We start from the raw sequence: 25,601 nt of genomic DNA, 5'->3' as shown, positions 1-25,601 counted from the left end.
CCGTCACGGTCGACACCGCGCAGCAGCGCGCCGATGTTGTCGCCGGCTTCGCCGCGGTCCAGCAGCTTGCGGAACATTTCAACGCCCGTGCAGGTCGTCTTCGAGGTGTCGCGGATGCCCACGATTTCGATTTCGTCACCGACGTTGATCACACCACGCTCGACACGGCCGGTCACAACCGTACCGCGGCCCGAGATCGAGAACACGTCTTCGATCGGCATCAGGAAGGGCTGGTCGACGGCACGCTCCGGCTGCGGGATGTACTCGTCCACGGCGGCCATCAGTTCCTTGATCTTCTCTTCGCCGATTTCCGGGTCACGGCCTTCGAGAGCGGCCAGCGCCGAACCGGCGATGATCGGAACGTCGTCGCCCGGGAAGTCGTACTCGGACAGCAGTTCGCGGACTTCCATTTCCACGAGCTCCAGCAGCTCCTCGTCGTCGACCTGGTCGACCTTGTTCAGGAACACGACCATGGCGGGGATGCCCACCTGGCGGCCCAGCAGGATGTGCTCGCGCGTCTGCGGCATCGGGCCGTCAGCGGCGTTCACCACCAGGATCGCGCCGTCCATCTGGGCGGCACCGGTGATCATGTTCTTGACGTAGTCGGCGTGGCCGGGGCAGTCGACGTGCGCGTAGTGGCGGTTGTCGGTCTCGTATTCCACGTGCGCGGTCGAGATGGTGATGCCGCGGGCCTTCTCTTCCGGTGCGCCGTCGATCTGGTCGTAGGCCTTGAAGTCACCGAAATACTTGGTGATCGCCGCCGTCAGCGTCGTCTTGCCGTGGTCAACGTGACCAATGGTGCCGATGTTGCAGTGCGGCTTGCCGCGTTCAAACTTTTCCTTTGCCATTGTATTGGCTCCCTTTTTCTTGTCGTGCGGTGCGCAAATCTGCGCACCCTACGGGCTGGTGTAGGGTGCGCCTTTACGGCGCACCGCCGGTTACGCGTACTTGGCCTGGATCTCGTCCGAGATGTTCTGCGGGACGGGATCGTAGTGCGAGAACTGCATCGTGAACTGCGCGCGGCCCGAAGACATCGAACGCAGGGTGTTGATGTAGCCGAACATGTTGGCCAGCGGGACGTTGGCATTGATCGCCACCGCATTGCCGCGCGGCTCCTGGCCAGACACCTGGCCACGACGCGAGGTCAGGTCACCGATGATACCGCCGGTGTATTCTTCCGGGGTGATCACTTCGACCTTCATCATCGGTTCCAGCAGCTTTGCGCCGGCCTTGCGGAGACCTTCACGCATGCACATCCGGCTTGCGATCTCGAAGGCCAGGACCGAGGAGTCGACGTCGTGGAACTTGCCGTCCAGCAGGGCCACCTTGAAGTCGATCACCGGGAAGCCGGCAAGCGGACCGGAGTCCATGACCGAGTTGATGCCCTTTTCGACACCGGGGATGTATTCCTTCGGAACGGCACCGCCGACGATGCGCGATTCAAAAGTGTAGCCCTCGCCCGGCTCGGTCGGGGTGATCTCCAGCTTGACCTCGGCGAACTGACCCGAACCACCCGACTGTTTCTTGTGGGTGTAGGTGTGTTCGATCGGGTGCGAGATGGTCTCACGATAGGCCACCTGCGGCGCACCGATGTTCGCCTCGACCTTGAACTCGCGCTTGAGACGGTCAACCAGGATGTCCAGGTGAAGTTCACCCATGCCCTTCATGATGGTCTGACCCGATTCCAGGTCGGTTTCCACGCGGAAGGACGGGTCTTCGGCGGCCAGACGGGCCAGACCCTGGGACATCTTTTCCTGGTCGCCCTTGGTCTTGGGCTCGACCGCGATCTCGATCACCGGCTCCGGGAAGGTCATGGTTTCCAGAACCACCGGTGCCTTTGCGTCGCAAAGCGTGTCACCCGTGGTGGTGTCCTTCAGACCCGCCAGCGCGATGATGTCGCCTGCGAAGGCTTCTTCGATCTCTTCGCGGTTGTTCGAGTGCATCATCATCATACGACCGATGCGCTCTTTCTTGCCCTTGGTCGAGTTGAGGATGTTGTCACCCTTGTTCATCACGCCGGAGTAGATCCGGGTGAAGGTCAGCGAACCGACGAAGGGGTCGTTCATGATCTTGAACGCGAGGCCGGCGAAGGGCATCGTGTCATCCGCGCGACGCGGGATGTTCCGCGTTTCGGTCTCGTCGTCCGGTGCGAAGCCCATGTAGTCGACCACGTCCAGCGGGCTGGGCAGGTAGTCGATCACGGCGTTCAGCAGCGGCTGGACACCCTTGTTCTTGAAGGCGGATCCACCCAGGACCGGAACAAAGTTCAGGTTCAGCGTGCCCTTGCGCAGCAGTTTGCGCAGGGTCGGCACGTCGGGCTCTTCACCTTCCAGGTAGGCTTCCATCGCGTCGTCGTCTTCCTCGACGGCGGCCTCGATCATCTTGCCACGCCACTCTTCGGCCATGTCCTTGAGATCGGCACGGATCTCTTCCTGGAACCAGGTCGCGCCAAGGTCGTCACCACGCCAGACCCATTCCTTCATGGTGACGAGGTCGATCAGGCCTTCCAGCTCGGACTCTGCGCCGATCGGGATGCCGACGGGAACGGCGCGGGCGCCGGTGCGGTCCTCGATCATGCGGACACAGTTGAAGAAGTCAGCGCCGATCTTGTCCATCTTGTTGACGAAGACGATGCGCGGAACCTTGTAGCGGTCAGCCTGACGCCACACGGTTTCGGTCTGCGGCTCGACGCCGGCGTTGGCGTCCAGAACACAGACGGCACCGTCGAGAACCGCCAGCGAACGCTCGACTTCGATGGTGAAGTCAACGTGGCCGGGGGTGTCGATGATGTTCAGGCGGTGCTTTTCGGAATCCGGCTCGGTGCCGTTCTCGGTGCGCTCCCAGAAGGTGGTGGTCGCAGCCGAGGTGATGGTGATCCCGCGTTCCTGCTCCTGCTCCATCCAGTCCATCGTCGCGGCGCCGTCATGCACCTCGCCGATGTTGTGCGACTTGCCGGTGTAGAACAGGATGCGTTCGGAACAGGTGGTCTTGCCGGCGTCGATATGCGCCATGATACCGAAGTTCCGGTAACGCTCGAGGGGATAATCGCGTGCCATAGGGCTTGTCCTCAGAAGAAATGTTTACCAGCGGTAATGGCTGAACGCCTTGTTGGCGTCGGCCATCTTGTGGGTGTCTTCGCGCTTCTTAACGGCGGCACCGCGTGACTGCACTGCGTCAATCAGCTCGCCGGCGAGGCGTTCTTCCATGGTGTTTTCATTGCGGGCGCGCGATGCGTTGATCAGCCAGCGGATGGCGAGGGCTTCGCGGCGCTCGGGGCGCACTTCGACCGGAACCTGGTAGGTGGCACCACCAACCCGGCGCGAGCGGACCTCGACCGACGGCTTGATGTTGTCCAGCGCCTCGTGGAAGATTTCCACCGGCGCGCGCTTGACCTTGGCTTCGACCCGGTCGAGCGCGTTGTAGACGATGCGTTCGGCGGCGGATTTCTTGCCGTCGTACATCAGGTTGTTCATGAACTTGGTCAGGACGCGATCGCCATACTTGGCGTCGGGCAGGACTTCGCGTTTTTCTGCGGCGTGACGACGAGACATCTGTGTATCCTCTTACTTGGGACGCTTCGCGCCGTACTTGGAGCGACGCTGCTTACGATCCTTGACGCCCTGGGTATCCAGAACACCGCGGAGGATGTGGTAACGCACACCGGGAAGGTCTTTGACACGGCCGCCACGGATCAGGACCACCGAGTGCTCCTGCAGGTTGTGGCTTTCACCGGGGATGTAGCTGATCACCTCGTAACCGTTGGTCAGACGCACCTTTGCCACCTTCCGCATAGCCGAGTTCGGCTTCTTCGGCGTGGTGGTGTAGACGCGGGTGCAGACACCGCGTTTCTGCGGGCACTGCTCAAGGTGCTGCGACTTCGAGCGCTTGACTTTGGGCTGCCGCGGCTTGCGGATCAGCTGTTGGATCGTGGGCATTCCGGTTATTTCCCCGTGCTTCTCACAAATGTGTTGCACGGGCCTTCCCGTGCGGAGTTTCAGGTTCTGGCTTCGCGCGCGATCGCGCGGGCCGGTTCGTGTGCCGCCGCCAAGACGTGATGGCAAACGACGAAAAAACCGCATCCGTTTCCGTACCGAGGAAACGACGCGGTGGGTGTTCAGAGGATCGGGGCGATAGTGGCCCGGATCATGACCGCCTGGTTATGTAAGGACGCAATCAGCCCGAAGTCTGACGCGGATTAGCGGGGCGTATAGGGGGAGTCGCGGACCTTGTCAACAGCCCTGCAGGCCTGCGTGGACCAGGTGGCAATGCCATTCAAGGGCAACCGCATCGCACACGGGACAAAGGGATGCAAGTCATCGGATTCTGCCGGTTTTCCCGTCCTGCCGAAGGCGGCTTTCGGGTTGCGCATTCCAGTCTCGAGGAACGTATGGCCTAGCTCTATGCACCGCCCCGCATGGAAGAGCGGTTTCGGCATTTCGATTGCCTTTGCCTGCCGGGTTTCAAGGCGCAAACAGATCCGGATTTCCTGTTCGCGATCCTCGTCGGCGATGCCATGCCGGCCCATTGGATCGAACGACTTGCTGCGCTGATCGCTGGTTTTCCGCAATCCGTGATCCTGTCGCGCCCGCCCGGGCCTCACCGCAAGGCCTGCCAGAATGATCACAACGACTCGCGGCAAGGGAAACCCGTCCCCCTGCCCCGCCTTGATACCGCGGGCGAGGCCGAGTTGAAGGCGAGCTTTGCGATCGACGCGGATCAGGTCCTTCGGGTATTTGCCTGAGCCCTCAAGTGGGCAAGTGATCGGCGGAGCATCACCCGATGTACGGGGCCGACCACGGCCATGTACAGGCGGCCAAAGGCATTATGGGTCACGACAGACGAGATGATGGACACGTCCCGGCCCGAACAGGCAATACAGGTCATCACATCAAGATGCCTGTCGCGCGCTGTCAGCACCAACACCTCCGGAGTGGCTTGCTCGACCAGGAAGAAATCCAGCCTCTCACCTTCGGTCGCAGCCACCGGAGCACGTCCTGAGAACCCACGAACAGGTCGCACGCCAAAGGGCGCGCTCAACACATCCCGGACGCGAAAGGCCCAGCCGTACCGTTGCGCCATCCAGCCTGACAGGTGCCCATAGGTCTGGATCGGGCTCAGAGGCTCCGCAAGGGTCACGGACTGGATATCCAGGAAATTCAACTGGCTACGCAGTGCGACGATCCGCAGCTGAGATGTCTCGATCTGCATGGCACTCTTGTGTCACGACCGGCCGCGATGCGCAAAGCCGCCATGCCGTGCCTGTGACCAAGAAAAAACGCCCCCGCGATTCGCGGGGGCGTTTTCGATGTCAGAACCCTTGGGCCGTGGCGATCACTCGCGGCTTTCCGGAGTGTCGACGATCAGTGTGTCGAACTCGTCGCCGCCGACCACGTCGTCGCTCATCGGCTCCGGGGCAGCCAGCGCGGCGGCTGCTTCGGCCTCCTCGCGGCGTGCCTCGATCACGACGTTGTCGCGGTCCTGGGCAATCTTGCGCACCTTCTGGGTCGCGCCGCCGGTGCCCGCCGGGATCAGGCGGCCAACGATGACGTTTTCCTTCAGGCCGACCAGCTTGTCCTTCTTGCCCTGAACCGAGGCCTCGGTCAGCACGCGAGTGGTCTCTTGGAAGGAGGCCGCCGAGATGAACGAGCGGGTCTGCAACGAGGCCTTGGTAATGCCCAGCAGGATCGGTTCGCCCTGCGCCGGACGGCCACCCTTCTTCTCGGCCTTGGCGTTGGCCTCGTCGAATTCGACCTTGTCGACGTGTTCGCCCTTGAGCAGCGTGGTGTCGCCCGAGTCCAGGATCTCCCACTTCTGCAGCATCTGGCGAACGATGACCTCGACGTGCTTGTCGTTGATCTTCACACCCTGCAGTCGATAGACGTCCTGCACCTCGTCGATCATGTAGTTGGCAAGGGCCTCGATTCCCATGATCGACAGGATGTCGTGCGGGGCCGGGTTGCCGTCCATGATGTAGTCGCCCTTCTGGACGTAGTCGCCCTCGCCCACCGGGATGTGCTTGCCCTTGGGGATCATGTATTCCTTGGGCTCGAGGTTCTCGTCCGCGGGTTCGATCGTGATGCGGCGCTTGTTCTTGTAGTCCTTGCCAAAGCGCACATAGCCGTCGATCTCGGCGATGATGGCGTGATCCTTGGGACGGCGTGCCTCGAAGAGTTCGGCCACACGCGGCAGACCACCGGTGATGTCCTTCGTCTTCGCACCTTCGCGCGGGATACGCGCCACCACGTCACCGGCCTTGACCTCCTGCCCGTCTTCACAGGACAGGATGGCGTCAACCGACATCGGGTAGGTGATCGGGTTGCCCGCATCGTTGCGCACCGGCTCGCCGTCGGCATCCATCAGGATGATCTCGGGCTTGAGCTCGTTGCCCTTGGGCGCGGCCCGCCAGTCGATCACGATCTTCTGGGTCATGCCGGTGGCATCGTCGGTCTCGTCGCGCACGGCGATCCCGGTCACCAGGTCGACGTGCTTGGCGACACCGTCCTTCTCGGCGATGATCGGCAGGGTGTAGGGGTCCCACTCGAACAACTTGTCGCCGCGCTTGACGTCCTGACCTTCTTCCACGAACAGCTTGGAACCGTAGCCCATCTTGTGGGATGCGATTTCCTCGCCCTGGTCGTTCATGATCAGAACCTGCATGTTCCGGTTCATGACGATCTGTTCTCCCGCGGCATTGGTGATGATGCCGGGGTTCGCAAAGGCGATCTTGCCGTTCTGGCTGGCTTCCAGGAAGGACCGCGACGAGCCCTGCGCAACACCGCCCATGTGGAAGGTCCGCATGGTCAGCTGCGTGCCGGGTTCACCGATCGACTGCGCCGCGATGATGCCCACGGCTTCGCCGGTGTTCACCATCGTGCCGCGCGCCAGGTCACGACCATAGCAGGTCGCGCAGACGCCTTCCTCGGCCTCGCAGGTCAGGGGCGAACGGATGCGCGCGGTCTGCAGGCCGGATTCCTCGACGGTGTCGGCCATGCGTTCGTCGATCAGCTCGCCTTCGCGCACCATCAGGTCGCCGGTCTCGGGGTGCAGCAGGTCCTCGGCCGCGACACGGCCCAGGACGCGTTCGCCCAGCGTCGCCACGACTTCGCCGTCGTTCACTGCCGCTTCGGCGGTGATCGCACGGTCGGTGCCGCAGTCCGTCATGCGGATGATGCAGTCCTGCGCGACGTCCACCAGACGACGGGTCAGGTAACCCGAGTTCGCCGTCTTGAGAGCGGTGTCCGACAGGCCCTTACGGGCACCGTGGGTGGAGTTGAAGTACTCCAGAACGGTCAGGCCTTCCTTGAAGTTCGAGATGATCGGCGTTTCGATGATGTCGCCGTTCGGCTTCGCCATCAGGCCGCGCATCGCACCCAGCTGTTTCATCTGCGTGACCGAGCCACGGGCCTTGGAGTGGGCCATCATGTAAACCGAGTTAGGTTCCATCTCGGCCCCATCCTGGTCCTCGCGCCGGGCGGAGATGGTGTTCATCATCGCCTCGGTGACCTTGTCGTTACACTTCGACCAGGCATCCACGACCTTGTTGTACTTTTCGCCCTGCGTGATCAGGCCGTCCATGTACTGCTGTTCAAAGTCCTTCACCTGGTCACGTGTCTCGTCGACCAGTTCCCACTTGTTGTCGGGGATGACCATGTCGTCCTTGCCGAACGAGATGCCCGCCTTGAAGGCCTCGACAAAGCCCAGGCGCATGATCTGGTCACAGAAGATCACCGACTCTTTCTGACCGCAGTAACGGTAGACGGTGTCGATGACGGTCTGCACGTCGCCCTTGCGGAGCAGACGGTTGACCAGCTCGAAGGGCGCCTTGGCGTTGAGCGGCAGCAGGCCACCCAGGCGCACACGGCCCGGGGTGGTCTCGAAGCGCTGCCAGACCTCGTTGCCTTCCTCGTCGATCTGGTTGACCCGGCAGGTGATCTTGGCGTGCAGATGCACCTCGCCCGAGTCCAGCGCGTGCTGAACCTCTTCCGGCGAGGAGAAGACCATGCCTTCGCCCTTCATGCCATCGCGGGCGATAGTGACGTAGTAGAGGCCAAGGATCATGTCCTGCGACGGAACGATGATCGGTGCGCCGTTGGCGGGCGACAGAACGTTGTTCGTCGACATCATCAGGACGCGCGCTTCCAGCTGGGCCTCGAGGCTCAGCGGAACGTGCACGGCCATCTGGTCACCGTCGAAGTCGGCGTTGAAGGCCGAGCAGACCAGCGGGTGCAGCTGGATCGCCTTGCCCTCGATCAACGTGGGTTCGAACGCCTGGATGCCCAGACGGTGCAGCGTGGGCGCGCGGTTCAGCAGAACCGGGTGCTCACGGATGACCTCGTCGAGGATGTCCCAGACCTCGGGGCGCTCTTTCTCGACCAGCTTCTTCGCCTGCTTCACGGTGCTGGACAGGCCCTTGGCCTCCAGCCGCGAGTAAATGAAGGGCTTGAACAGTTCCAGCGCCATCTTCTTGGGCAAGCCGCACTGGTGCAGCTTCAGTTCCGGCCCCGTTACAATGACTGAACGGCCGGAGAAGTCGACGCGTTTCCCCAGAAGGTTCTGGCGGAAACGGCCCTGCTTGCCTTTCAGCATGTCCGACAGCGATTTCAGCGGGCGCTTGTTGGCACCGGTGATGACGCGGCCACGGCGGCCGTTGTCGAACAATGCGTCCACCGATTCCTGCAGCATCCGCTTTTCGTTGCGGACGATGATGTCAGGCGCGCGCAGTTCGATCAGCCGCTTGAGGCGGTTGTTCCGGTTGATGACGCGGCGGTACAGATCGTTCAGGTCGGAGGTCGCAAAGCGGCCACCGTCCAGCGGCACCAGCGGGCGCAGTTCCGGCGGGATGACCGGCACGACGGTCAGGATCATCCATTCGGGGCGGTTGCCCGACTCGAGGAAGCTCTCAACCACCTTCAGGCGCTTGATGATCTTCTTGGGCTTCAGCTCGCCCGTCGCTTCCTTGAGGTCCGCGCGCAGGTTCTCTGCCTCGGCCTCCAGGTCGATCGCGGCCAGCATTTCGCGGATCGCCTCGGCGCCGATATTGGCGGTGAATGCGTCCATGCCGTATTGGTCCTGCGCATCCAGGAACTCTTCCTCGGTCATCATCTGACCATAGGTGAGGTCCGTCAGGCCTGGTTCGATCACGACGTAGTTTTCGAAGTACAGCACGCGTTCCAGATCACGCAGCGTCATGTCCAGCATCAGGCCGATGCGCGAGGGCAGCGACTTGAGGAACCAGATATGGGCGCAGGGCGCGGCCAGTTCGATGTGGCCCATGCGCTCGCGGCGCACCTTTTGCAGCGTGACTTCGACCCCGCACTTCTCGCAGACGACGCCGCGATACTTCATGCGCTTGTACTTGCCGCAGAGGCATTCGTAATCCTTGATCGGGCCAAAGATACGCGCGCAGAACAGGCCGTCACGCTCGGGCTTGAACGTACGGTAGTTGATGGTTTCCGGCTTCTTGATCTCGCCGAAGGACCACGAAAGGATCCGTTCCGGCGACGCCAGCGACACCTTGATCTCGTCAAAGACCTTGGTCGGGGTCAGCGGGTTGAACGGGTTGTTGGTCAGTTCCTGGTTCATGTGTTCCTCACAAATTCAGAGGGAAGCGGTGGGGAGGGGGCGCCGCAGCGCCCCGCCGAAATGGGCCCTCGCAGGCATCATTCGGCGTCTTCCTCCTCCGCATCCAGGAGTTCCATGTTGAGGCCCAGACCCCGGACCTCCTTGACGAGAACGTTGAACGATTCCGGCACGCCGGCCTCGAAGTTGTCCTCGCCCTTGACGATCGACTCGTAGACCTTGGTCCGGCCTGCCACGTCGTCCGATTTCACCGTCAGCATCTCCTGCAGGGTGTAGGCTGCACCGTAGGCTTCCAGGGCCCAGACCTCCATCTCACCGAAGCGCTGACCGCCGAACTGCGCCTTACCACCCAGCGGCTGCTGCGTGACGAGCGAGTACGGCCCCGTCGACCGGGCGTGGATCTTGTCGTCGACCAGGTGGTGCAGTTTCAGCAGATACTTCACACCCACCGTCACCTTCCGGCTGAACTTTTCGCCCGTGCGGCCGTCGAACAGGTCGGACTGGCCGCTCTGGTCGAAACCGGCCCGCTTGAGCGCGTCGTTCACGTCGGCTTCCTTGGCACCGTCGAAGACCGGGGTCGCGATCGGCACGCCACGGGTGACGTTGCCAGCCGCTTCCAGCAGGCCTTCCTCGTCGAGCGGCTCCAGCCCTTCCTGGTAGACCTCGTCGCCATAGGCGATCCGCAGCGCCTCGCGCACCGGGGTCAGGTCACCCGACCGGCGGTATTCCTGCAGGGCCTCGTCCACCTCGATGCCCAGACCGCGCGCGGCCCAGCCCATGTGGGTTTCAAGGATCTGACCGACGTTCATCCGCGAGGGAACGCCCAGCGGGTTGAGACAGAAGTCGACCGGCGTCCCGTCCGCAAGGAAAGGCATGTCCTCCTGCGGCACCACGCGCGACACGACACCCTTGTTGCCGTGACGGCCGGCCATCTTGTCGCCCGGCTGCAGCTTGCGCTTCACCGCGATGAAGACCTTGACCATCTTCATCACGCCCGGGGGCAGGTCGTCGCCACGGCGGACCTTCTCGACCTTGTCTTCGAAACGGGCGTCCAGGGCGCGCTTCTGCACTTCGTACTGCTCGTGCAGGGCTTCGACGTGCTTGGCGTCCTCTTCCTCGCCCAGGGCCAGCTGCCACCACTGACCGCGGGTCAGGGTTTCCAACAGGTCCTCGGTGATTTCCGAGTTCGGCTTGACGCCGCGCGGGCCTTTCACGGCCGTCTTGCCCAGGATCATGTCCTTGAGACGGGCGTAGATGTTGCGGTCGAGGATCGCCAGCTCGTCGTCCCGGTCACGGGCCAGCTGTTCGATCTCTTCACGCTCGATCTGCAGCGCACGTTCGTCCTTTTCGACGCCGTGGCGGTTGAACACCCGGACCTCGACGACCGTACCGTAATCGCCCGGCTTGACACGCAGAGAGGTGTCGCGCACGTCCGACGCCTTTTCACCGAAGATGGCGCGGAGGAGTTTCTCTTCCGGCGTCATCGGGCTCTCACCCTTGGGGGTGATCTTGCCCACGAGGATATCGCCCGGCTCAACGTCGGCCCCGATGTAGACGATGCCCGCCTCGTCGAGGTTGCGCAGGGCTTCCTCGCCGACGTTGGGAATGTCGCGTGTGATCTCTTCCGGGCCAAGCTTGGTGTCGCGCGCCGCCACTTCGAATTCCTCGATGTGGACAGAGGTGAACACGTCATCCTTGGCGATCCGCTCGGAGATCAGGATCGAGTCCTCGTAGTTGTAGCCATTCCAGGGCATGAAGGCGACGATGACGTTCTTGCCAAGCGCCAGTTCCCCCATGTCGGTGGACGGACCATCCGCGATGACCTCGTTCTTGCCGACCTTCTGCCCCACCTTCACCAACGGCTTCTGGTTGATGCAGGTGTTCTGGTTCGAACGCTGGAACTTGCGCATCCGGTAGATGTCGACGCCCGGGTCGCCCGGTTCGAGATCCTCGGTGGCGCGCACCACGATCCGCATCGCGTCGACCTGGTCGATGATCCCGGCCCGCTTGGCCAGAACCGCCGCGCCGGAGTCGCGTGCCACGACTTCCTCGATGCCGGTACCGACAAGCGGCGCCTCGGCGCGCAGGGTCGGAACCGCCTGACGCTGCATGTTCGAGCCCATCAGGGCGCGGTTGGCGTCGTCGTTTTCCAGGAAGGGGATCAGCGAGGCCGCAACCGAGACCAGCTGTTTCGGCGACACGTCGATCAGGTCGACGTTTTCCGAGGGAGACAGCGTGTAGTCACCGGATTTCCGGGTCGACACCAGGTCGTTCTTGAACCGGCCACCATCGTCCAGCTGCGCGTTGGCCTGCGCCACGGTGTGACGCATTTCCTCTGTCGCGGACATGTAGTGCACCTCGTCGGTGACGACACGGTCCTTGACCACGCGATAGGGGGTCTCGATGAAACCGTACTTGTTCACGCGGGCAAAGGTCGCCAGCGAGTTGATCAGACCGATGTTCGGGCCTTCCGGCGTCTCGATCGGGCACATCCGGCCATAGTGCGTCGGGTGCACGTCGCGCACCTCGAAACCGGCGCGCTCGCGGGTCAGGCCGCCCGGTCCAAGCGCCGAAAGACGGCGTTTGTGCGTCACTTCGGACAGCGGGTTGGTCTGGTCCATGAACTGCGACAGCTGCGAGGAGCCGAAGAATTCGCGCACGGCGGCCGCCGCCGGCTTGGCGTTGATCAGGTCCTGCGGCATGACGGTGTCGATCTCGACCGAGGACATGCGTTCCTTGATCGCGCGCTCCATGCGCAGCAGGCCGACGCGGTACTGGTTTTCCATCAGTTCACCGACAGAGCGGACGCGACGGTTGCCCAGGTGGTCGATGTCGTCGATGTCGCCCTTGCCGTCACGCAGGTCCACCAGCGCCTTGATGCAGGCGACAATGTCTTCGCGGTCCAGCGTGCGCTGGGTGTCCGGCTTGTCCAGCGCCAGGCGCATGTTCATCTTGACACGGCCCACGGCGGACAGGTCGTAGCGCTCGGAGTCGAAGAACAGCGTGTCGAACAGCGCCGAAGCGGCTTCGACGGTGGGCGGCTCGCCCGGACGCATCACGCGATAGATGTCCATCAGCGCGGTGTTGCGGTCCATGTTCTTGTCCTGCGCCATCGTGTTGCGCATGTACGGACCGACATTGACGTTATCGATGTCCAGGACAGGGATGTCGGTGATGCCGGCGTCCAGCAGCTCTTTCAGCGTGCCGCCGGTCACTTCGCCGTCCTTGTCGACGGTCCAGGTCAACTCGTCCCCGGCCTCGACGTAGATGGCGCCGTTTTCCTCGTTGATGATGTCCTTGGCGACGAACTTGCCGACGATGTGCTCAAACGGCACCAGCAGGTTCTGGACCTTGCCTTCGTCGATCAGCTTTTTCACCGCGCGCGGCGTGACCTTCTTGCCGGCTTCGGCGATCACTTCACCGCTGTCGGCATCGACCAGGTCAAAGGTCGGACGGGTGCCACGAACGCGCTCGGGGAAGAAGCGGGTCGCCCAGCCTTCGCCACGGCGATACTCGAAGTTCACCGTCTCGTAGTAGGCGTCCATGATCGCTTCCTGGTCAAGGCCCAGGGCGTACAGGAGCGTCGTCACCGGCAGCTTGCGGCGACGGTCGATGCGGGCGAACACGATGTCCTTGGCGTCGAATTCGAAGTCGAGCCAGGAGCCGCGGTAGGGAATGATCCGGCAGGCGAACAGAAGCTTGCCCGAGGAATGCGTCTTGCCCTTGTCGTGGTCAAAGAACACACCTGGCGAACGGTGCATCTGGGAAACGATGACCCGCTCGGTGCCATTGACAATGAAGGTGCCGTTGGGCGTCATCAGGGGCATGTCGCCCATGAAGACATCCTGCTCCTTGATGTCCTTGACCGACTTGGCGCCGGTGTCCTCATCCACGTCGAAAACGATCAGGCGCAGGGTGACCTTCAGCGGGGCGCTGTAGGTCATGTCGCGCTGCATGCATTCTTCGACGTCGTATTTCGGCTTTTCCAGCTCGTAGTTGACGAATTCCAGGACGGCGGTCTCGTTGAAGTCCTTGATCGGGAAGACCGATTGGAAAACGCCCTTGATGCCCTCGCCGTCCATCGGCTGCGGCTGGTCGCCGCTTTCGAGGAACAGCTTGTAGCTGGATTTCTGAACCTCGATGAGGTTCGGCATTTCAAGGACTTCACGAATTTTGCCGTAGTAGCGACGAAGGCGTTTCTGACCGAGGAAACTTTGCGCCATGAGTGGAGCCACCCTTTCCGTGTTCTCTGCCCGCGCGGACCGGCTGTCGGGGGCCACAGCCGCCGGCGCGTCAGTGATGACAGTCATTCAGATCCATTCTCGGCGCGCGTCCCACCGCGTGCCACTCGATCCGTAGTGTCCTGCCTTGGGAAGCCCCTCGGACAGAGGGGCTTGCCAAGACGGGCGTTCATGTTCGGAGATCAGCGCAAAATCGAGGGTCATGGCGTTGCCAGGCGTCGATCCGGCTGCATTTTCGGGATTGACGGGACGACTTGGAACCATGCGCTGACATTTAAATGGGGAGCTGCCGACACCTCGCAATCCAAAAAGCCGATAGCGGGCTCGAATCGCTCGACCCCGCAGGAGACTTTCGAATATTCGGTTAAGCACAAGAACGCAAGCCCACAGAAGGAGCGTTGCGATTTCCACACCCGGAGAGAATGGCAAAAGTTCGCCAGATCGTCAAGCTGGGATGCGATTTGCGGCACCCTTCGCCGCCTTCCGACCAGCTTTGAATGCGGCCACCGGCCTTGGCCCCACCAAAGAAAAACGCCTCCGGCAGGACCGGAGGCGTTCCGAAATGGACGGGGAAGCGGCTGCTTCCCGCCAGATCACTTGAGCTCGATTTCCGCGCCTGCGTCTTCGAGCTTTTTCTTGATTTCCTCGGCTTCGTCCTTGGAAACGCCTTCCTTGACAGCCTTGCCGCCGGCTTCGACCAGCTCTTTGGCTTCTTTCAGGCCCAGGCCGGTGATGCCGCGGACTTCCTTGATCACGTTGATCTTCTTGTCGCCGGCCGACTTCAGGATGACGTCGAACTCGGTCTGCTCCTCAGCGGCTTCGCCACCGGCGTCGCCGGCCGGACCCGCCATCATGACGGCGCCACCGGCTGCCGGCTCGATGCCGTATTCGTCCTTGAGGATGGTTTTCAGTTCTTGTGCCTCGAGCAGGGTCAGGCCCACGATTTGCTCGGCGAGTGCTTTAAGATCAGCCATTTTGAGACTCTTTCCGTTTAGATGTGTTTTCCAACGTCAGGGAGAATTCCCCACGAGGGTCATTGCGGTTTGCCTTACGCCGCTTCCTGTTTTTCCTCGATGGTCGACAGGATGGAGGCGATGTTCGAAGCAGGTGCGCCAATGGCACCGGCGATGTTCGAAGCGGGTGCGCCGATGCAGCCGACGATCGACGCGATGAGTTCGTCGCGCGACGGCATTTTCGACACGGCTTCGACACCGGCCCGGTCCAGGGTCGTTCCACCCATCGACCCGCCAAGGATCTCGAATTTCTTGTTGTCCTTGGCAAAGTCCTCGACGACCTTGGCCGCAGCCACGGGGTCCTCGGAGTAGGTGAGAACAGTCATGCCGCCCAGGAGCGGTGCGATACCTTCGCACTGCGTTCCGTCGACGGCAATCCTGGCGAGCCTGTTCTTGGCGACACGGACCACGGCGTCCCCGTTACGGGCACGACCGCGCAGGTCCGTCATTTCGGCAACCGTGAGACCTTCGTAGCGGGCAACCACCACGACGCCAGAGCTTTCGAAGACCTGGCCGAGTTCCTCGACCACCTTTTCTTTCTGGGCTCTATCCACAGTTTCACTCCAGTTGTTGGAGGGCGGACCCTCCGGCTCTTTCCGGCAAGGTTTCCCCTGCCATTGAAGTCCGAATGAGGGTCGACGCATCCTGTGGGGCGCGCGCACGGGTCGCGGCCTGAAAAGATGTCTCTTCCCGTCTCGGGCAGGATTTAGCGGCCTCGGCCAACCCACCGTCTCGGACGAAATGCAAACGGCTCACGACGAATCGCGCCCCGCTGTGCAGGGCCGTTCTTTAACATTATCGCGCGCATTGCCAAGGGGGCATCTGCGGGTGCGGCCAGATTTCTGCCTAGCCCCCTGCCCGGCGCTCCCGGAAGGCACGGGAAAAGGCGACCGGATCAGAGATGTCATACAGCTCGCGGATCAGCGGAGAGATCAGCGCCGCATCCCGGACTGCCTCGAAACTCTCGCCCGGCGCGATGAACCCCTCGGCGTAGAGGAATTCATCCGCGTAGCCGGTCAGGAACCAGGCCTTGTCAAAGGGCACCGCGTCCGGTGCGATCTTGTTGACCGTCCGCGCAAGGACGTTGGTGCAATTGGAGAACAGCGTGTTGTACCAGCGCGGCTCCCGCTGGATCTCCGCGGTTTCGGCGATGACCGCGCGCAGCACCGCCTGCTGCTGCGCCAGCGGAATGTCGAGGGGGTAGAGGAACAACTCATCCCCCGCCATGTATTCGCTGTTGCCATACATGTCGCGTTCGGTCGTCCAGACAAAGATGTATTCGAAGATCGGCAAGACCGCCGCCTTCGGGGCGCTGTAGGCCTCTCCCACTTCGCGACGGGCCTCGATCGACGCGACATAGGCCGATCCGTCCTCGAAGGCGAAAACCAGCATGGTATGGGCGATGGCGTCGATGCTGCCGAAAGGTTCGACAAGGAAATAGGCCTGGCTCAAACTATCCGGGTCGATCTCGCGCGTGATCCACTCCTGCCGCGTCACCGACCCATCCCCGGCATAGTCCCAATCGCGAATGTTCTCGATCCGGATGGTGTCGCCGGACTGCGCAACGCCGGGCAAGCGGCTGTAGTCCCCGCGCCAGTCCCGGTCATGCGAAGGCGGCGTCAGCTGCCAGTTCAACACCAGCCCGCCAATTGCGATCAGGGGCAGCAAGAGCAGAAATCGCTTCATGCCCCTTCCTCTAGCCGATCGCGCAAAGTTCAGGAAGACGAGGCGCGCAAATAGCGACCCCGCGTCCCGGCCCCGACAGGCGGCGGCGAAACCGCCATGTGGTCCGCGAGCACCACCATCAGGTCACGCTTGGACACCGGCTTGCACAGCACGTCGTCCATGCCGGCATCACGATAGCTCTGGACCTGGTGGCTCAGCACGTTGGCGGTGACGGCGATGATGCCTGTGCGGTGAGCGCCCCCGCCCCCCTCGATCCGGCGAATCTCGCGCGTGGCGACGACACCGTCCATGACGGGCATTTGCACATCCATCAGGACCATGTCGATTCCGCCCCCGCGCACCAGATCGACCGCCTCTTCCCCGTTTTCTGCGAACCGGACCTCGGCCCCGGTGTTACGCAGAAAACGGTCGAGAATCAGCCGATTGGTCGCATTGTCGTCTGCGACCAGGATGCAGCGCCCCGCCAGGTTCGGCGGACGGGCCGCCTCGACTCGGACCTGCCGCGCCTCCTCGGCGTTGGCCGCGCGCAGCGGGAGGTCACAAAAGAAGGTGGCCCCGTGGCCCGGTCGACTGACGACCATGAGATCGCCGCCCATCGCCTGGCACAGCTGGCGCGAGATCGTCAGCCCCAGCCCGCTGCCGCCGTGACGGCGGGTGACACTGGCATCCGCCTGCAGGAAGGGTTCGAATATCCGGGATTGTGCCTCACGCTCGATGCCCGGCCCGCTGTCCTGGACCGCGATGACAAGGCGGCTGCCGTCCAGGTCGGGCCGCACGCGCACCATGACGCCCCCTTCCGAGGTGAACTTCACCGCGTTTGCGATCAGGTTGTGCAGCACCTGCCGGATCCGGAACTCGTCGCCCATCAGGATCGGCGGCAGGTTCTCCTGTATGTCCAGCGTCAGGTACAGGTCCTTTTCCCGCGCCCGCGCCCCGTATAGCGCGCAAGCCGCCTCGACCAGGCCGCGCAGGGCAAACGGGCGGGCCTCCACGCTCAACTGTCCGGCCTCGATCCGAGACAGGTCCAGGACGTCGTTGATCGTGCCCAAAAGGACCGTGCCCGATTGTTCGATGATCCGCAGGCATTGCGCCTGATCCTCGGTCAATTGCGATTCGGACAGCTCCGAGGCCATGCCCAGGATGCCGTTCAGCGGTGTCCGGATCTCGTGGCTGACATTGGCCAGAAAGCGGGTCTTGGCCGCGTTGGCCTCGGCGGCCTCGTGGCGCAGCTCGGCCTCCTTGCGCTGTCCGCGCCCGGCAAGGAAAAGCTCGGCCAGGACATACATCATCAACAGCGTCAGGAGAGTGAGCGCCCCGAAGTTGGTCAGCCGTGTCGCGCTGCGATCCTCGAATTCGTCCAGCACGATCCTCGCCGGATTCTGGGTACCGAAATTCCCCGACCAGAGTTGCCGGCTGCGGATCGTCAGGGCTTTCAACCGCGCCATGATCCAATCCAGCTGAATGTCGGTCGGCGGCAACTCCGCGAACAGGATGGCGTCGCCAGCGTCGAGAAACTTGTCAAAATCGGCGACCAGCTCGGGAAAGCCCGTCGAATCCCCGAACCGGCTGACCCGCACCACGTCAACCCGGCTCCACAACACGTCGAACCGCAGCTGCGCGTCTTCGAGATCGGCCTGCCCCAGCTGGTAATTCTTCAGAACGGTTACGAGGCGCTGACTTTCGAAATTCAGCTCGCTGATTCCCCACAACATGCTGTTGAGATTGCGCACCGTCAGTTCGCGCGACTCGCCATGCGCACGGTTGTAATCGAGCAAGAGCGCCGCAAGCCCCATTGCGATGATGGTCGCGATCAGGGCGCGTAGCGTGCGGGCATAGGTGCGGATCTGCTTCATGTCGGCGGATCACGGTCCAACCGTGAGGCGCGTCAGCTGCCAGATCATGCGCGAGGTATGTAATTGTCCCGCCTCTTCTGGTGTCCGGGCCGGGTACACCAGCCAGATCGGCCCCCTGTTGCGGACGCCGAACGGCTTGCCCTCTCGCTCTATCGCAAGCACGATGCCGAAATCCGCCGCGTCCGAGACGGGAAATTCGAGAACGTAATCGTCAAGCGCGACAGCCCGGAGTGTTCCGCTTTCCACCCCGAGAACCGCCAACAGCGACGCCAGGCTTGGCCCGGCCAGCCGGTGCACACCCTCCGTGAATTCGGTATAGGTCTCGATCTCCTGCCAATCCAGCGCCTGCAACATGGCGCGGTCGAACCGGGCCAGCGCCCCGTCGTTGGTCGCGGCGATCATGCCGCCGACAATCAACAGGGGCCGCCCCTGCGGAGCATCCAGCGCCCGGACGGGACCGGCGATCAGGAAGAATAGCAGGCAGCAAAGGCAGTGCCGAAGCATCGAGATCTCCATCCGAGTGACGAATGATGTCCCGTCCGATCTACGCCAAGCCCATTAACGCGACGTTTGCGGCCAAGAAAAAAGGCGGGCCACTGGCCCGCCTTTTGCATTCCGATCCGCGGTTCGGCTCAGTTGCCGGTCGCGTTCACGATGTCGACCGTGACGCCCGGGCCCATGGTCGAGCTCAGCGCGATCTTTTTCATGTAGGTGCCTTTTGCACCGGCCGGCTTGGCCGCCGAGACCGCACCGACAAAGGCGCGGATGTTCTCGACCAGCTTGGCCTCGTCGAAGGAGACCTTGCCGACACCAGCGTGCACGACACCGGCCTTCTCGGCCTTGAACTGGACCTGGCCACCCTTGGCGTCCTTGACCGCCTGGGCCACGTCCATCGTCACCGTGCCGACCTTGGGGTTCGGCATCAGGTTGCGCGGGCCCAGGATCTTGCCGAGACGACCGACGATCGGCATCATGTCCGGTGTCGCGATGCAACGGTCGAACTCGATGGTGCCGCCCTGGATGGTTTCCATCAGGTCCTCGGCGCCGACGATGTCCGCACCTGCAGCCTGGGCTTCTTCAGCCTTGGGGCCACGGGCGAAAACCGCCACGCGGGTGGTCTTGCCGGTGCCGTTCGGCAGGCCGACGACACCACGGACCATCTGGTCAGCGTGACGCGGGTCAACACCCAGGTTCATGGCGATTTCCACGGTCTCATCGAACTTGGTGTTCGAGGCCGACTTGATCAGGGCCACGGCTTCTTCGACAGAGATGTTCTCTTTGCCGGCGAAGGCCTCACGGGCCGCCTTTGCGCGTTTTCCGAGCTTTGCCATGATGATTACCCCTTCACCTCGATACCCATCGAGCTCGCGGAGCCGAGGATGATCTTCATTGCCGCTTCGACGTCATTGGCCGAGAGGTCTTTCATCTTGGCTTCGGCGATCTCGCGGACCTGCGCCACGGTCACAGAGGCGATGGTCTCACGGCCCGGGTTCTCGGCGCCGCGCGGACGGTTCCGCTTGCCGACGGGCTTCAGGCCGGCGGCCTTTTTCAGGTAGTAAGACGCGGGCGGCGTCTTGATGTTCATGGTGAAGGATTTGTCCTGGTAGTAGACAATCTCCGTCGGGCAGGGCGCGCCCGGCTCCATGTCCTGCGTCTTGGCGTTGAACGCCTTGCAGAATTCCATGATGTTGATGCCGCGCTGACCCAGGGCGGGACCCACGGGCGGCGAGGGGTTGGCTTTGCCTGCAGGGATCTGCAGCTTCATCTTGCCGGCGAGCTTCTTGGCCACGGGCGTTCTCCTGTTCCATCTCCCCCGGACGCGTCTGGGGGCATTGTGTGGCGTGGTCTGGTCCGGACATCGCGATGCCCTCGCCTCCCACGATAGGTATACCGCCCGAGTCGCCCCGGGTCGGCATGAGCGCGCCGTCTAACCCGGGACACGCCTTTTGGCAAGCATGGAATCGGGCCCGCCAGCGCTGCGATGCGGGCACTAAGGCCAGACAACCTCATCGACACCGGCCAGGCGGGCAAGCCGGGCAAGCTCGGCCTCGACCCGCGCCATGCGCCCAGCCCCCGCGCGCACGCCCCTTTCCCACCAGAGGTTCATCACGCACATTCGGCCGTTGGCGCGTTCCGCCTTAACCTCGATCCGGCCGACCAATCGATCGACCTCCAGCATGGGATAGACGTAATAGCCCCACTGGCGTTGTTCGGCGGGCACGAACATCTCGACCGTATAGTCGAAACCGAACAGCCGCCTGACCCGGGCCCGATCCCGGATCGCCGGGTCGAAGGGGTTGAGGATACGCAGGCGCGAGGTGGGGGCAGGCGCCGAGGCAAGCCGGTCTTCGATGTCCGGCACGGCCACACCCCTGGTCCAGCGCCCGTCCACACCCTCGATCTGCACAGGCACATGAGCGCCCGCATCCCGTTCGGCCCAGGCGGATACCTCGTCCACCTCTGCCGCATCCCAGAATTTGCGCACTTCTCCCAGCGTGCCAAAGCCCAACCGAGCCAGCGCCGCGCGGCACAACCCGTCGACCTGAGCCTCGTCCGTCAGCACATCGTTCCGCAGGTCCTCGGGAAAGACGCGTTCGGCAAGGTCGTAGTACTTGATGACACCCTCTCGGTGGCAGGTCGCCAGTTCGCCCGCATACCACAGGTAATCCAGCGCCTTCTTGTGCGGTGGGCGTTTCCACATCGCGCGCTCACCCTCGATCCGGGTGTCGAAGTCGCGCGTGCACAGCGCCCCCTCCTCGCGGATGCGCCCTCGAATCTCGTCCATCAGGGCATCGTCGCCCCGACCGACATACCAGGACCAGCTTTCGGCCTTGCGCCGCATCCTCTCGAACTGCCGCCGCCACAAGGGCAGCATCTCCATCGGCAGGACAGAGGCGTCATGCGTGAAATGTTCGAACACATGCCGCTTGCGCAACAACCGGTCCAGTTCCGGTTCCCGATAGCTCTGGTTGCGGCTCCAAAGGATGTGGTGGTGCGCCCGGCTGACCACCTGGATCGTGTCAAGCTGGACAAATCCCAGGTCACGGATGACATCCAGCGTCGGTGGCCCGCCCACGGGCGCCTCCGCCAATCCGTGAGAAGCCAGCCAAAGCCTGCGGGCGTCTGCGTTGTGAATGCGAAGCGGCGTCAATTCGACCTCGGGCGGACCTGTGCGCCCCTTGAATGCGTCACCCCGGGCCGAAGCGCAATCCCGCGCTACTCGGCCGCCGCGACCCGTCTTGGCCTTGGCATGTCTTCTGCCGCCTCGGCAAAGATCCAGTCCCGGAATTCCCGGATCATGGGATCCCCGGCTTTCGCCTCGGGGTAGGCCACGGAATAGATGACGACAGGCATCGTCACGGTATCGAACAACCGCACCAGCCGCCCGGCATCCAGCGTGCCGCGAACCATGGCATCATAGGCCAGGGACACGCCCTGCCCCTGTTCGGCGGCGGTGGTCGCGAATTCGCAATTCGGGAACACGGGCCCCCGAGGCATCTGCGGCGGGGCCAGACCCGCTGTCTCGAACCATTCGGCCCATGCGTCCAGCACTTCGTCATGCATCAGGGTCAGGTTCAGCAGATCCTCTGGCGAACGGACCCTCGTCCGGGCCAGCAGGTCCGGACTGACAACGGGATAGCGGTGCGATTCCATGATCGGCTCTGTCCGCACACCGGGCGTCAGGTCATCCGCCCACTGGATCACCACATCCGCGTCATTGCTGGCAAAGTCGGTGGACGGCGCCCCTTCGGAGACCCGCAGGCGCAGCCGGTCGCCAAAGGAAAGACGATTCAGCCTTGGCACCAGCCAGCGTGCCGCGAACCCCGGCGTGCAAAGCACCCGAAACGGCCTCCGACCCGCCTCGCATACGGAACGGGTCGACTCCGCGACCCCGTCGAGAAAGACGGTCAGGCTTTGTGCATAACCATGCCCCGTGAGCGTCAGCGACAGCTCGTTGCCACGCCGCTCGAACAGCTGTGTATCCAGATGTCCCTCCAGTGCGCGTATCTGGTGACTGATGGCCGAGGGCGAAAGGCACAGCTCTTCGGCTGCCTTCTTGAAACTCATGTGGCGCGCCGCCGCCTCGAAGGCACGGACCGCCGCGAACGGGGGAAGCTTGCGTCCCATCGCGCGTGAATCCCTTTCAATCGCAGTTGAAAATTCACCTTTTGCGTCGTCCCGGTCGAGATCCTACCATTTTTTGCATCAGATCCCAAATTCCGGCGGAGGCTTCCATGTCCTTCACACTGCGCCCCGGCGCACGCGTCGCGTGTGTCCTCTCTCTCCTTTTGTCATTGCCGCCCCTGACCGAGGCCAGCGCGAATGCACGGGCCGAACCGCTGGCTTGGCGCTACGCAGAAACGACATCGGACCTGGTGACACACTTGGAAGACTGGCTGGACGCCCGGACGGAGTTGCCAAGACGCGGTACACCCCCGCAAATCCGGGTGATCGGCGAAACCCGGGCACGCAACCTCCTTACCCGGCCCGCATCTCGACAGGGCGGCCGGACGCGCGGCCTTTACGATCCCGAAAGCGGCACAGTGTACCTCATCCGGCCATGGGACCCCCGCAACCCCTTCGATGCCAGCGTCCTGCTGCATGAGCTTGTCCATCATCGCCAGGCAAAAGCGGGGCATTGGTACTGCCCCGGTGCACAGGAATTGCCGGCCTATCGCCTGCAGGATGCATGGCTGCACGAGATGGGACTGGCGGCGGACGTCAACTGGATTGCCGTCGTACTGGAGGCAAGCTGCCCGCGCCAGGACATTCACCCCGACTGACAACCACGCCGCCCGAAAACGCGAAAAGCGCGGGACACAGGCCCCGCGCTTTTCGAGCTTTGACCGGGTGTCCGGCCTCAGACCTCTTTCGAGACCTGTGTGAATTCCAGTTCCACCGGGGTCTCGCGGCCGAAGATCGACACCGACACGCGCAGGCGCTGGTTGTCGTCGTCCACACCTTCGACCATCCCGTCGAAGCCCTCGAAGGGACCGTCGTTGACCTTGACCTTTTCGCCCACCTCAAAGTGGATGAGCGTGCGCGGCGTGTCCTCGTTCTCCTGCACGCGGCCCAGGATCGCCTCGACCTCGGCATCGCGCATCGGCATCGGACGGCCTTGCGGGCCAAGGAAACCGGTGACGCGGTTGATCGAGTTCACCAGGTGATAGCCCTGGTCCGACATCTCCATGTGCACCAGGACATAACCGGGCATGAAGCGGCGTTCGGTTGTCACCTTCTTGCCGCGACGAACCTCGATCACCTCCTCGGTCGGCACCAGAACCTCGTCGATCTGGTCCTCGAGCCCTTGCTCCTCGACCGCTGTCCGGATCTGTTCGGCAATCTTCTTCTCGAAGTTCGAGAGGACGCTGACCGAGTACCACCGCTTTGCCATGAGTTACCTTCGATTGTTGAAGCCCCGCACGGGCGTGCCCGAAACAAAAAGGGGCGCGCAACTCCCGTGCGCGCCAACCCTATCGCGGCTCATTATCGGCCTTTGCCGTGTATTGCAAGCGCTTCCCGTCCGTTGTGCGGCGCGGCTCAGGCGCCACCGACCACGGACAGCAGGGTTTGCAGACCAAACCGGATCCCCATGTCGACCAGCGCAAAGAAAATCGCCGTCAGCGTGGCCATGATGAACACCATGACGGTGGTCAGGAAAACCTCGCGCCGGGTCGGCCAGACGATCTTGGCCACTTCGGCCCGGACCTGCTGGATGAACTGAAGCGGATTGGTGGTTGCCATGCTGTCTCTTCCCGTACGTGCGGTGGTTTGCGAGGAAATACGCGGAGAGAGCCATGAATACAAGGCCCGCGCACCGATTGGCGACGCTGCCGCAGGGGTCACGCCGGCGTGAGATTTGATGGAAATGTCGTGATGGAACCTGCACGCCCGCTCAAATTTCCGCGTCCGCGCTGCAATTTCCATGACAACCCCCTGTCAAAAAACATGTTTTCCGGATGGAACGGGACGCGCCCCACCCCGTTGATTGCCCAGAACCGCCGGGGCGACACGCCTTGGCAGAACATGGATCACGAGTAAGGAGTTAGACACGATGACACGCTTTATCACCGCAACCGCCCTTGCAACCGTCGTCGCCACCGGCGCCATCGCGCAATCTCAGGTTGAAACGCAGACCATCGAAAAGTTCTTTCCGAACGTGAATGTCGAAACGCTGACCGAGCTTCAGGTGACGCAGCTGACCAACATCGCCGCGAGCGGCGAGTCGGTGTCCGAGAAACGCGCGCAGATGCGCGCCCTGCTGACCGATGTGAACTTTGAACCGATGGACCCGGTCGACGTGGACGTTACCACCGGCCTGACCGAGTTCGAGCGTTCGCAGATCAATCTCTACGCGCCGGAACTTGATGTCTCGTCCCTGACCGAGATCGAGATCCAGCGCCTGCAGACCGCGATCACCAGCGGCGACAACAGCGAGATCGACAAGGTTGCGCGCCAGATCATGGCCAACTGATCCGCGCCACCGCTGTTTGAAAGAAGGGGCTGCCGAAAGGCGGCCCCTTTTTTGCGTGCGGGTACGAGTTGTGCGCCCATATGCAGCCGCGCACCACCGCAGGTACAAGTGACGCGCCGGTCCGTCGATGGTGTCCGGAAGTTTGGCAGGGGCAGCAGGGTTCGAACCCGCGACCTACGGTTTTGGAGACCGTCGCTCTACCAGCTGAGCTATACCCCTTCAGGCCGTGCCGTGGGGTACGCCAACCCGACAGCGAAATCAAGGGGCCTCGACGCGGGTTTTTCATTCGATTTCCGGGGGTGTGCCATGTTCCAGGCATCTCGCGCGATCACGCCCTGCAGAGAATCCTGAAACATTCGCCCGAGAGGCGGCCAAAACGCGGTGTTCAACATCATGTGAACCCGCTTTTACGGCCCCTTCTGACCGCCCGCCTCACGCCCCGCGGCGAGCGTGTGAGGGCCTTGAAACCCAGCGTTTTCTGACCCGCACCATTGCCGTGCACTCACGCACAAAACCCTGTCTACTCAACTGTTTTTCAAGAACAAATCGGCGTGACGAAACGCGATCATCCTGTGAGTTCAAATCCGCCAGCCCCTGCCCCAGATAGTCCGGTGTCGGACAGACAGACCGGCGCCAACACAGGGCGGGCCACCCGCCAAACCGTCAACAGAAAGGACACTGACATGAAAACCCTGATCGCATCCGCCCTCGTCGCAACCGCAGCCCTGACCGGTGCCGCGAACGCCATGACCGC

Annotated in this window: 22 protein-coding genes, 1 tRNA gene and 1 pseudogene; 4 read left to right on the top strand and 20 right to left on the bottom strand. The window is 62.8% G+C overall.

The features are described from left to right. From tuf to rpsL, 4 genes are all read right to left on the bottom strand, one after another. Positions 1 to 848: elongation factor Tu (gene tuf, locus RBB42_RS26240; protein WP_305972257.1), on the bottom strand; the 848-nt coding region annotated here is incomplete at its 3' end. A gap of 90 nt (positions 849 to 938) precedes the next feature. Continuing rightward, the gene (gene fusA, locus RBB42_RS26235) at positions 939 to 3,056 is read right to left on the bottom strand and encodes an elongation factor G (protein ID WP_305972258.1); all 2,118 of its coding nucleotides are present in this window, start codon (positions 3,054 to 3,056) and stop codon (positions 939 to 941) included. A gap of 24 nt (positions 3,057 to 3,080) precedes the next feature. Then, entirely contained in the window at positions 3,081 to 3,551 is a 471-nt protein-coding gene (gene rpsG / locus RBB42_RS26230) for a 30S ribosomal protein S7 (RefSeq protein ID WP_043137418.1), read from the bottom strand. A 12-nt stretch (positions 3,552 to 3,563) separates the two neighbouring features. After that, positions 3,564 to 3,935 carry a 30S ribosomal protein S12 gene (rpsL, locus tag RBB42_RS26225; RefSeq protein WP_005862801.1) on the bottom strand — a complete coding sequence of 124 codons (372 nt, stop codon included), beginning with the start codon at positions 3,933 to 3,935 and terminating at the stop codon, positions 3,564 to 3,566. A 371-nt stretch (positions 3,936 to 4,306) separates the two neighbouring features. Between rpsL and RBB42_RS26220 the strand changes: the two are divergent. Then, positions 4,307 to 4,741 (top strand): annotated as a pseudogene (locus tag RBB42_RS26220) (glycosyltransferase). Here RBB42_RS26220 and RBB42_RS26215 read toward each other — a convergent pair. From RBB42_RS26215 to RBB42_RS26155, 13 genes are all read right to left on the bottom strand, one after another. Beyond that, positions 4,717 to 5,208: a DUF2867 domain-containing protein gene (locus RBB42_RS26215; protein WP_305972259.1), complete on the bottom strand. Its 492-nt coding sequence runs from the start codon at positions 5,206 to 5,208 to the stop codon at positions 4,717 to 4,719. The pseudogene RBB42_RS26220 and the gene RBB42_RS26215 overlap by 25 nt on opposite strands. A 123-nt stretch (positions 5,209 to 5,331) precedes the next feature. Beyond that, on the bottom strand, positions 5,332 to 9,582 hold the full coding sequence (rpoC, locus tag RBB42_RS26210; RefSeq protein WP_305972260.1) for a DNA-directed RNA polymerase subunit beta': 4,251 nt from the start codon (positions 9,580 to 9,582) through the stop codon (positions 5,332 to 5,334). 77 nt (positions 9,583 to 9,659) lie between these two features. After that, on the bottom strand, positions 9,660 to 13,802 hold the full coding sequence (rpoB, locus tag RBB42_RS26205; RefSeq protein ID WP_305972275.1) for a DNA-directed RNA polymerase subunit beta: 4,143 nt from the start codon (positions 13,800 to 13,802) through the stop codon (positions 9,660 to 9,662). Between the two features lie 87 nt (positions 13,803 to 13,889). Next, the gene (locus RBB42_RS26200) at positions 13,890 to 14,024 is read right to left on the bottom strand and encodes a hypothetical protein (protein WP_305972261.1); all 135 of its coding nucleotides are present in this window, start codon (positions 14,022 to 14,024) and stop codon (positions 13,890 to 13,892) included. Between the two features lie 389 nt (positions 14,025 to 14,413). Beyond that, positions 14,414 to 14,794 (bottom strand): 50S ribosomal protein L7/L12, encoded by a 381-nt coding sequence (rplL, locus tag RBB42_RS26195; protein ID WP_305972262.1) that lies wholly within the window; start codon positions 14,792 to 14,794, stop codon positions 14,414 to 14,416. A gap of 74 nt (positions 14,795 to 14,868) precedes the next feature. Next, on the bottom strand, positions 14,869 to 15,387 hold the full coding sequence (rplJ, locus tag RBB42_RS26190; RefSeq protein ID WP_305972263.1) for a 50S ribosomal protein L10: 519 nt from the start codon (positions 15,385 to 15,387) through the stop codon (positions 14,869 to 14,871). Between the two features lie 292 nt (positions 15,388 to 15,679). Next, complete coding sequence (locus RBB42_RS26185; protein WP_305972264.1) at positions 15,680 to 16,519, bottom strand: lipoprotein N-acyltransferase Lnb domain-containing protein; 840 nt, start codon at positions 16,517 to 16,519, stop codon at positions 15,680 to 15,682. Positions 16,520 to 16,548: 29 nt separating this feature from the next. Then, the gene (locus RBB42_RS26180) at positions 16,549 to 18,372 is read right to left on the bottom strand and encodes an ATP-binding protein (RefSeq protein WP_305972265.1); all 1,824 of its coding nucleotides are present in this window, start codon (positions 18,370 to 18,372) and stop codon (positions 16,549 to 16,551) included. Positions 18,373 to 18,381: 9 nt separating this feature from the next. Next, positions 18,382 to 18,876, bottom strand: a complete 495-nt coding sequence (locus tag RBB42_RS26175) for a putative pterin-binding protein (protein ID WP_305972266.1) — start codon at positions 18,874 to 18,876, stop codon at positions 18,382 to 18,384. A 128-nt stretch (positions 18,877 to 19,004) separates the two neighbouring features. After that, positions 19,005 to 19,703 carry a 50S ribosomal protein L1 gene (gene rplA, locus RBB42_RS26170; protein ID WP_305972267.1) on the bottom strand — a complete coding sequence of 233 codons (699 nt, stop codon included), beginning with the start codon at positions 19,701 to 19,703 and terminating at the stop codon, positions 19,005 to 19,007. A 5-nt stretch (positions 19,704 to 19,708) separates the two neighbouring features. Beyond that, positions 19,709 to 20,161, bottom strand: coding sequence for a 50S ribosomal protein L11 (gene rplK, locus RBB42_RS26165; RefSeq protein WP_043137451.1), 453 nt, complete (start codon positions 20,159 to 20,161; stop codon positions 19,709 to 19,711). A 201-nt stretch (positions 20,162 to 20,362) separates the two neighbouring features. Next, a complete protein-coding gene (locus RBB42_RS26160; RefSeq protein ID WP_371931820.1) occupies positions 20,363 to 21,448 on the bottom strand; it encodes a winged helix-turn-helix domain-containing protein in 1,086 nt (361 codons plus the stop codon). 140 nt (positions 21,449 to 21,588) lie between these two features. Beyond that, positions 21,589 to 22,500, bottom strand: a complete 912-nt coding sequence (locus RBB42_RS26155; RefSeq protein ID WP_306043904.1) for a LysR substrate-binding domain-containing protein — start codon at positions 22,498 to 22,500, stop codon at positions 21,589 to 21,591. A 107-nt stretch (positions 22,501 to 22,607) separates the two neighbouring features. On the opposite strand from RBB42_RS26155, the gene RBB42_RS26150 reads away from it, so the two are divergent. Further along, positions 22,608 to 23,156 carry a DUF6647 family protein gene (locus RBB42_RS26150; RefSeq protein ID WP_305972270.1) on the top strand — a complete coding sequence of 183 codons (549 nt, stop codon included), beginning with the start codon at positions 22,608 to 22,610 and terminating at the stop codon, positions 23,154 to 23,156. Positions 23,157 to 23,233: 77 nt separating this feature from the next. Here the strand turns inward: RBB42_RS26150 and nusG are convergent, their stop codons facing one another. After that, a complete protein-coding gene (nusG, locus tag RBB42_RS26145) occupies positions 23,234 to 23,767 on the bottom strand; it encodes a transcription termination/antitermination protein NusG (protein WP_305972271.1) in 534 nt (177 codons plus the stop codon). Between the two features lie 146 nt (positions 23,768 to 23,913). Continuing rightward, a complete protein-coding gene (secE, locus tag RBB42_RS26140; RefSeq protein ID WP_305972272.1) occupies positions 23,914 to 24,117 on the bottom strand; it encodes a preprotein translocase subunit SecE in 204 nt (67 codons plus the stop codon). A 310-nt stretch (positions 24,118 to 24,427) separates the two neighbouring features. Here secE and RBB42_RS26135 point away from each other — a divergent pair, with 310 nt between their 5' ends. Next, positions 24,428 to 24,847, top strand: a complete 420-nt coding sequence (locus tag RBB42_RS26135) for a hypothetical protein (RefSeq protein WP_305972273.1) — start codon at positions 24,428 to 24,430, stop codon at positions 24,845 to 24,847. 143 nt (positions 24,848 to 24,990) lie between these two features. Here the strand turns inward: RBB42_RS26135 and RBB42_RS26130 are convergent. Then, a tRNA-Trp gene (locus RBB42_RS26130) sits at positions 24,991 to 25,066 on the bottom strand. A gap of 332 nt (positions 25,067 to 25,398) precedes the next feature. On the opposite strand from RBB42_RS26130, the gene RBB42_RS26125 reads away from it, so the two are divergent. Then, positions 25,399 to 25,601 (top strand): hypothetical protein (locus RBB42_RS26125; RefSeq protein WP_305972274.1); only part of this gene is annotated, 203 nt, incomplete at its 3' end.

Origin of the sequence: Mameliella sp. MMSF_3455, from assembly GCF_030733205.1 — a bacterium.
Lineage (GTDB): Bacteria > Pseudomonadota > Alphaproteobacteria > Rhodobacterales > Rhodobacteraceae > Antarctobacter.
This window is presented reverse-complemented; position numbering and strand designations above follow the sequence as displayed.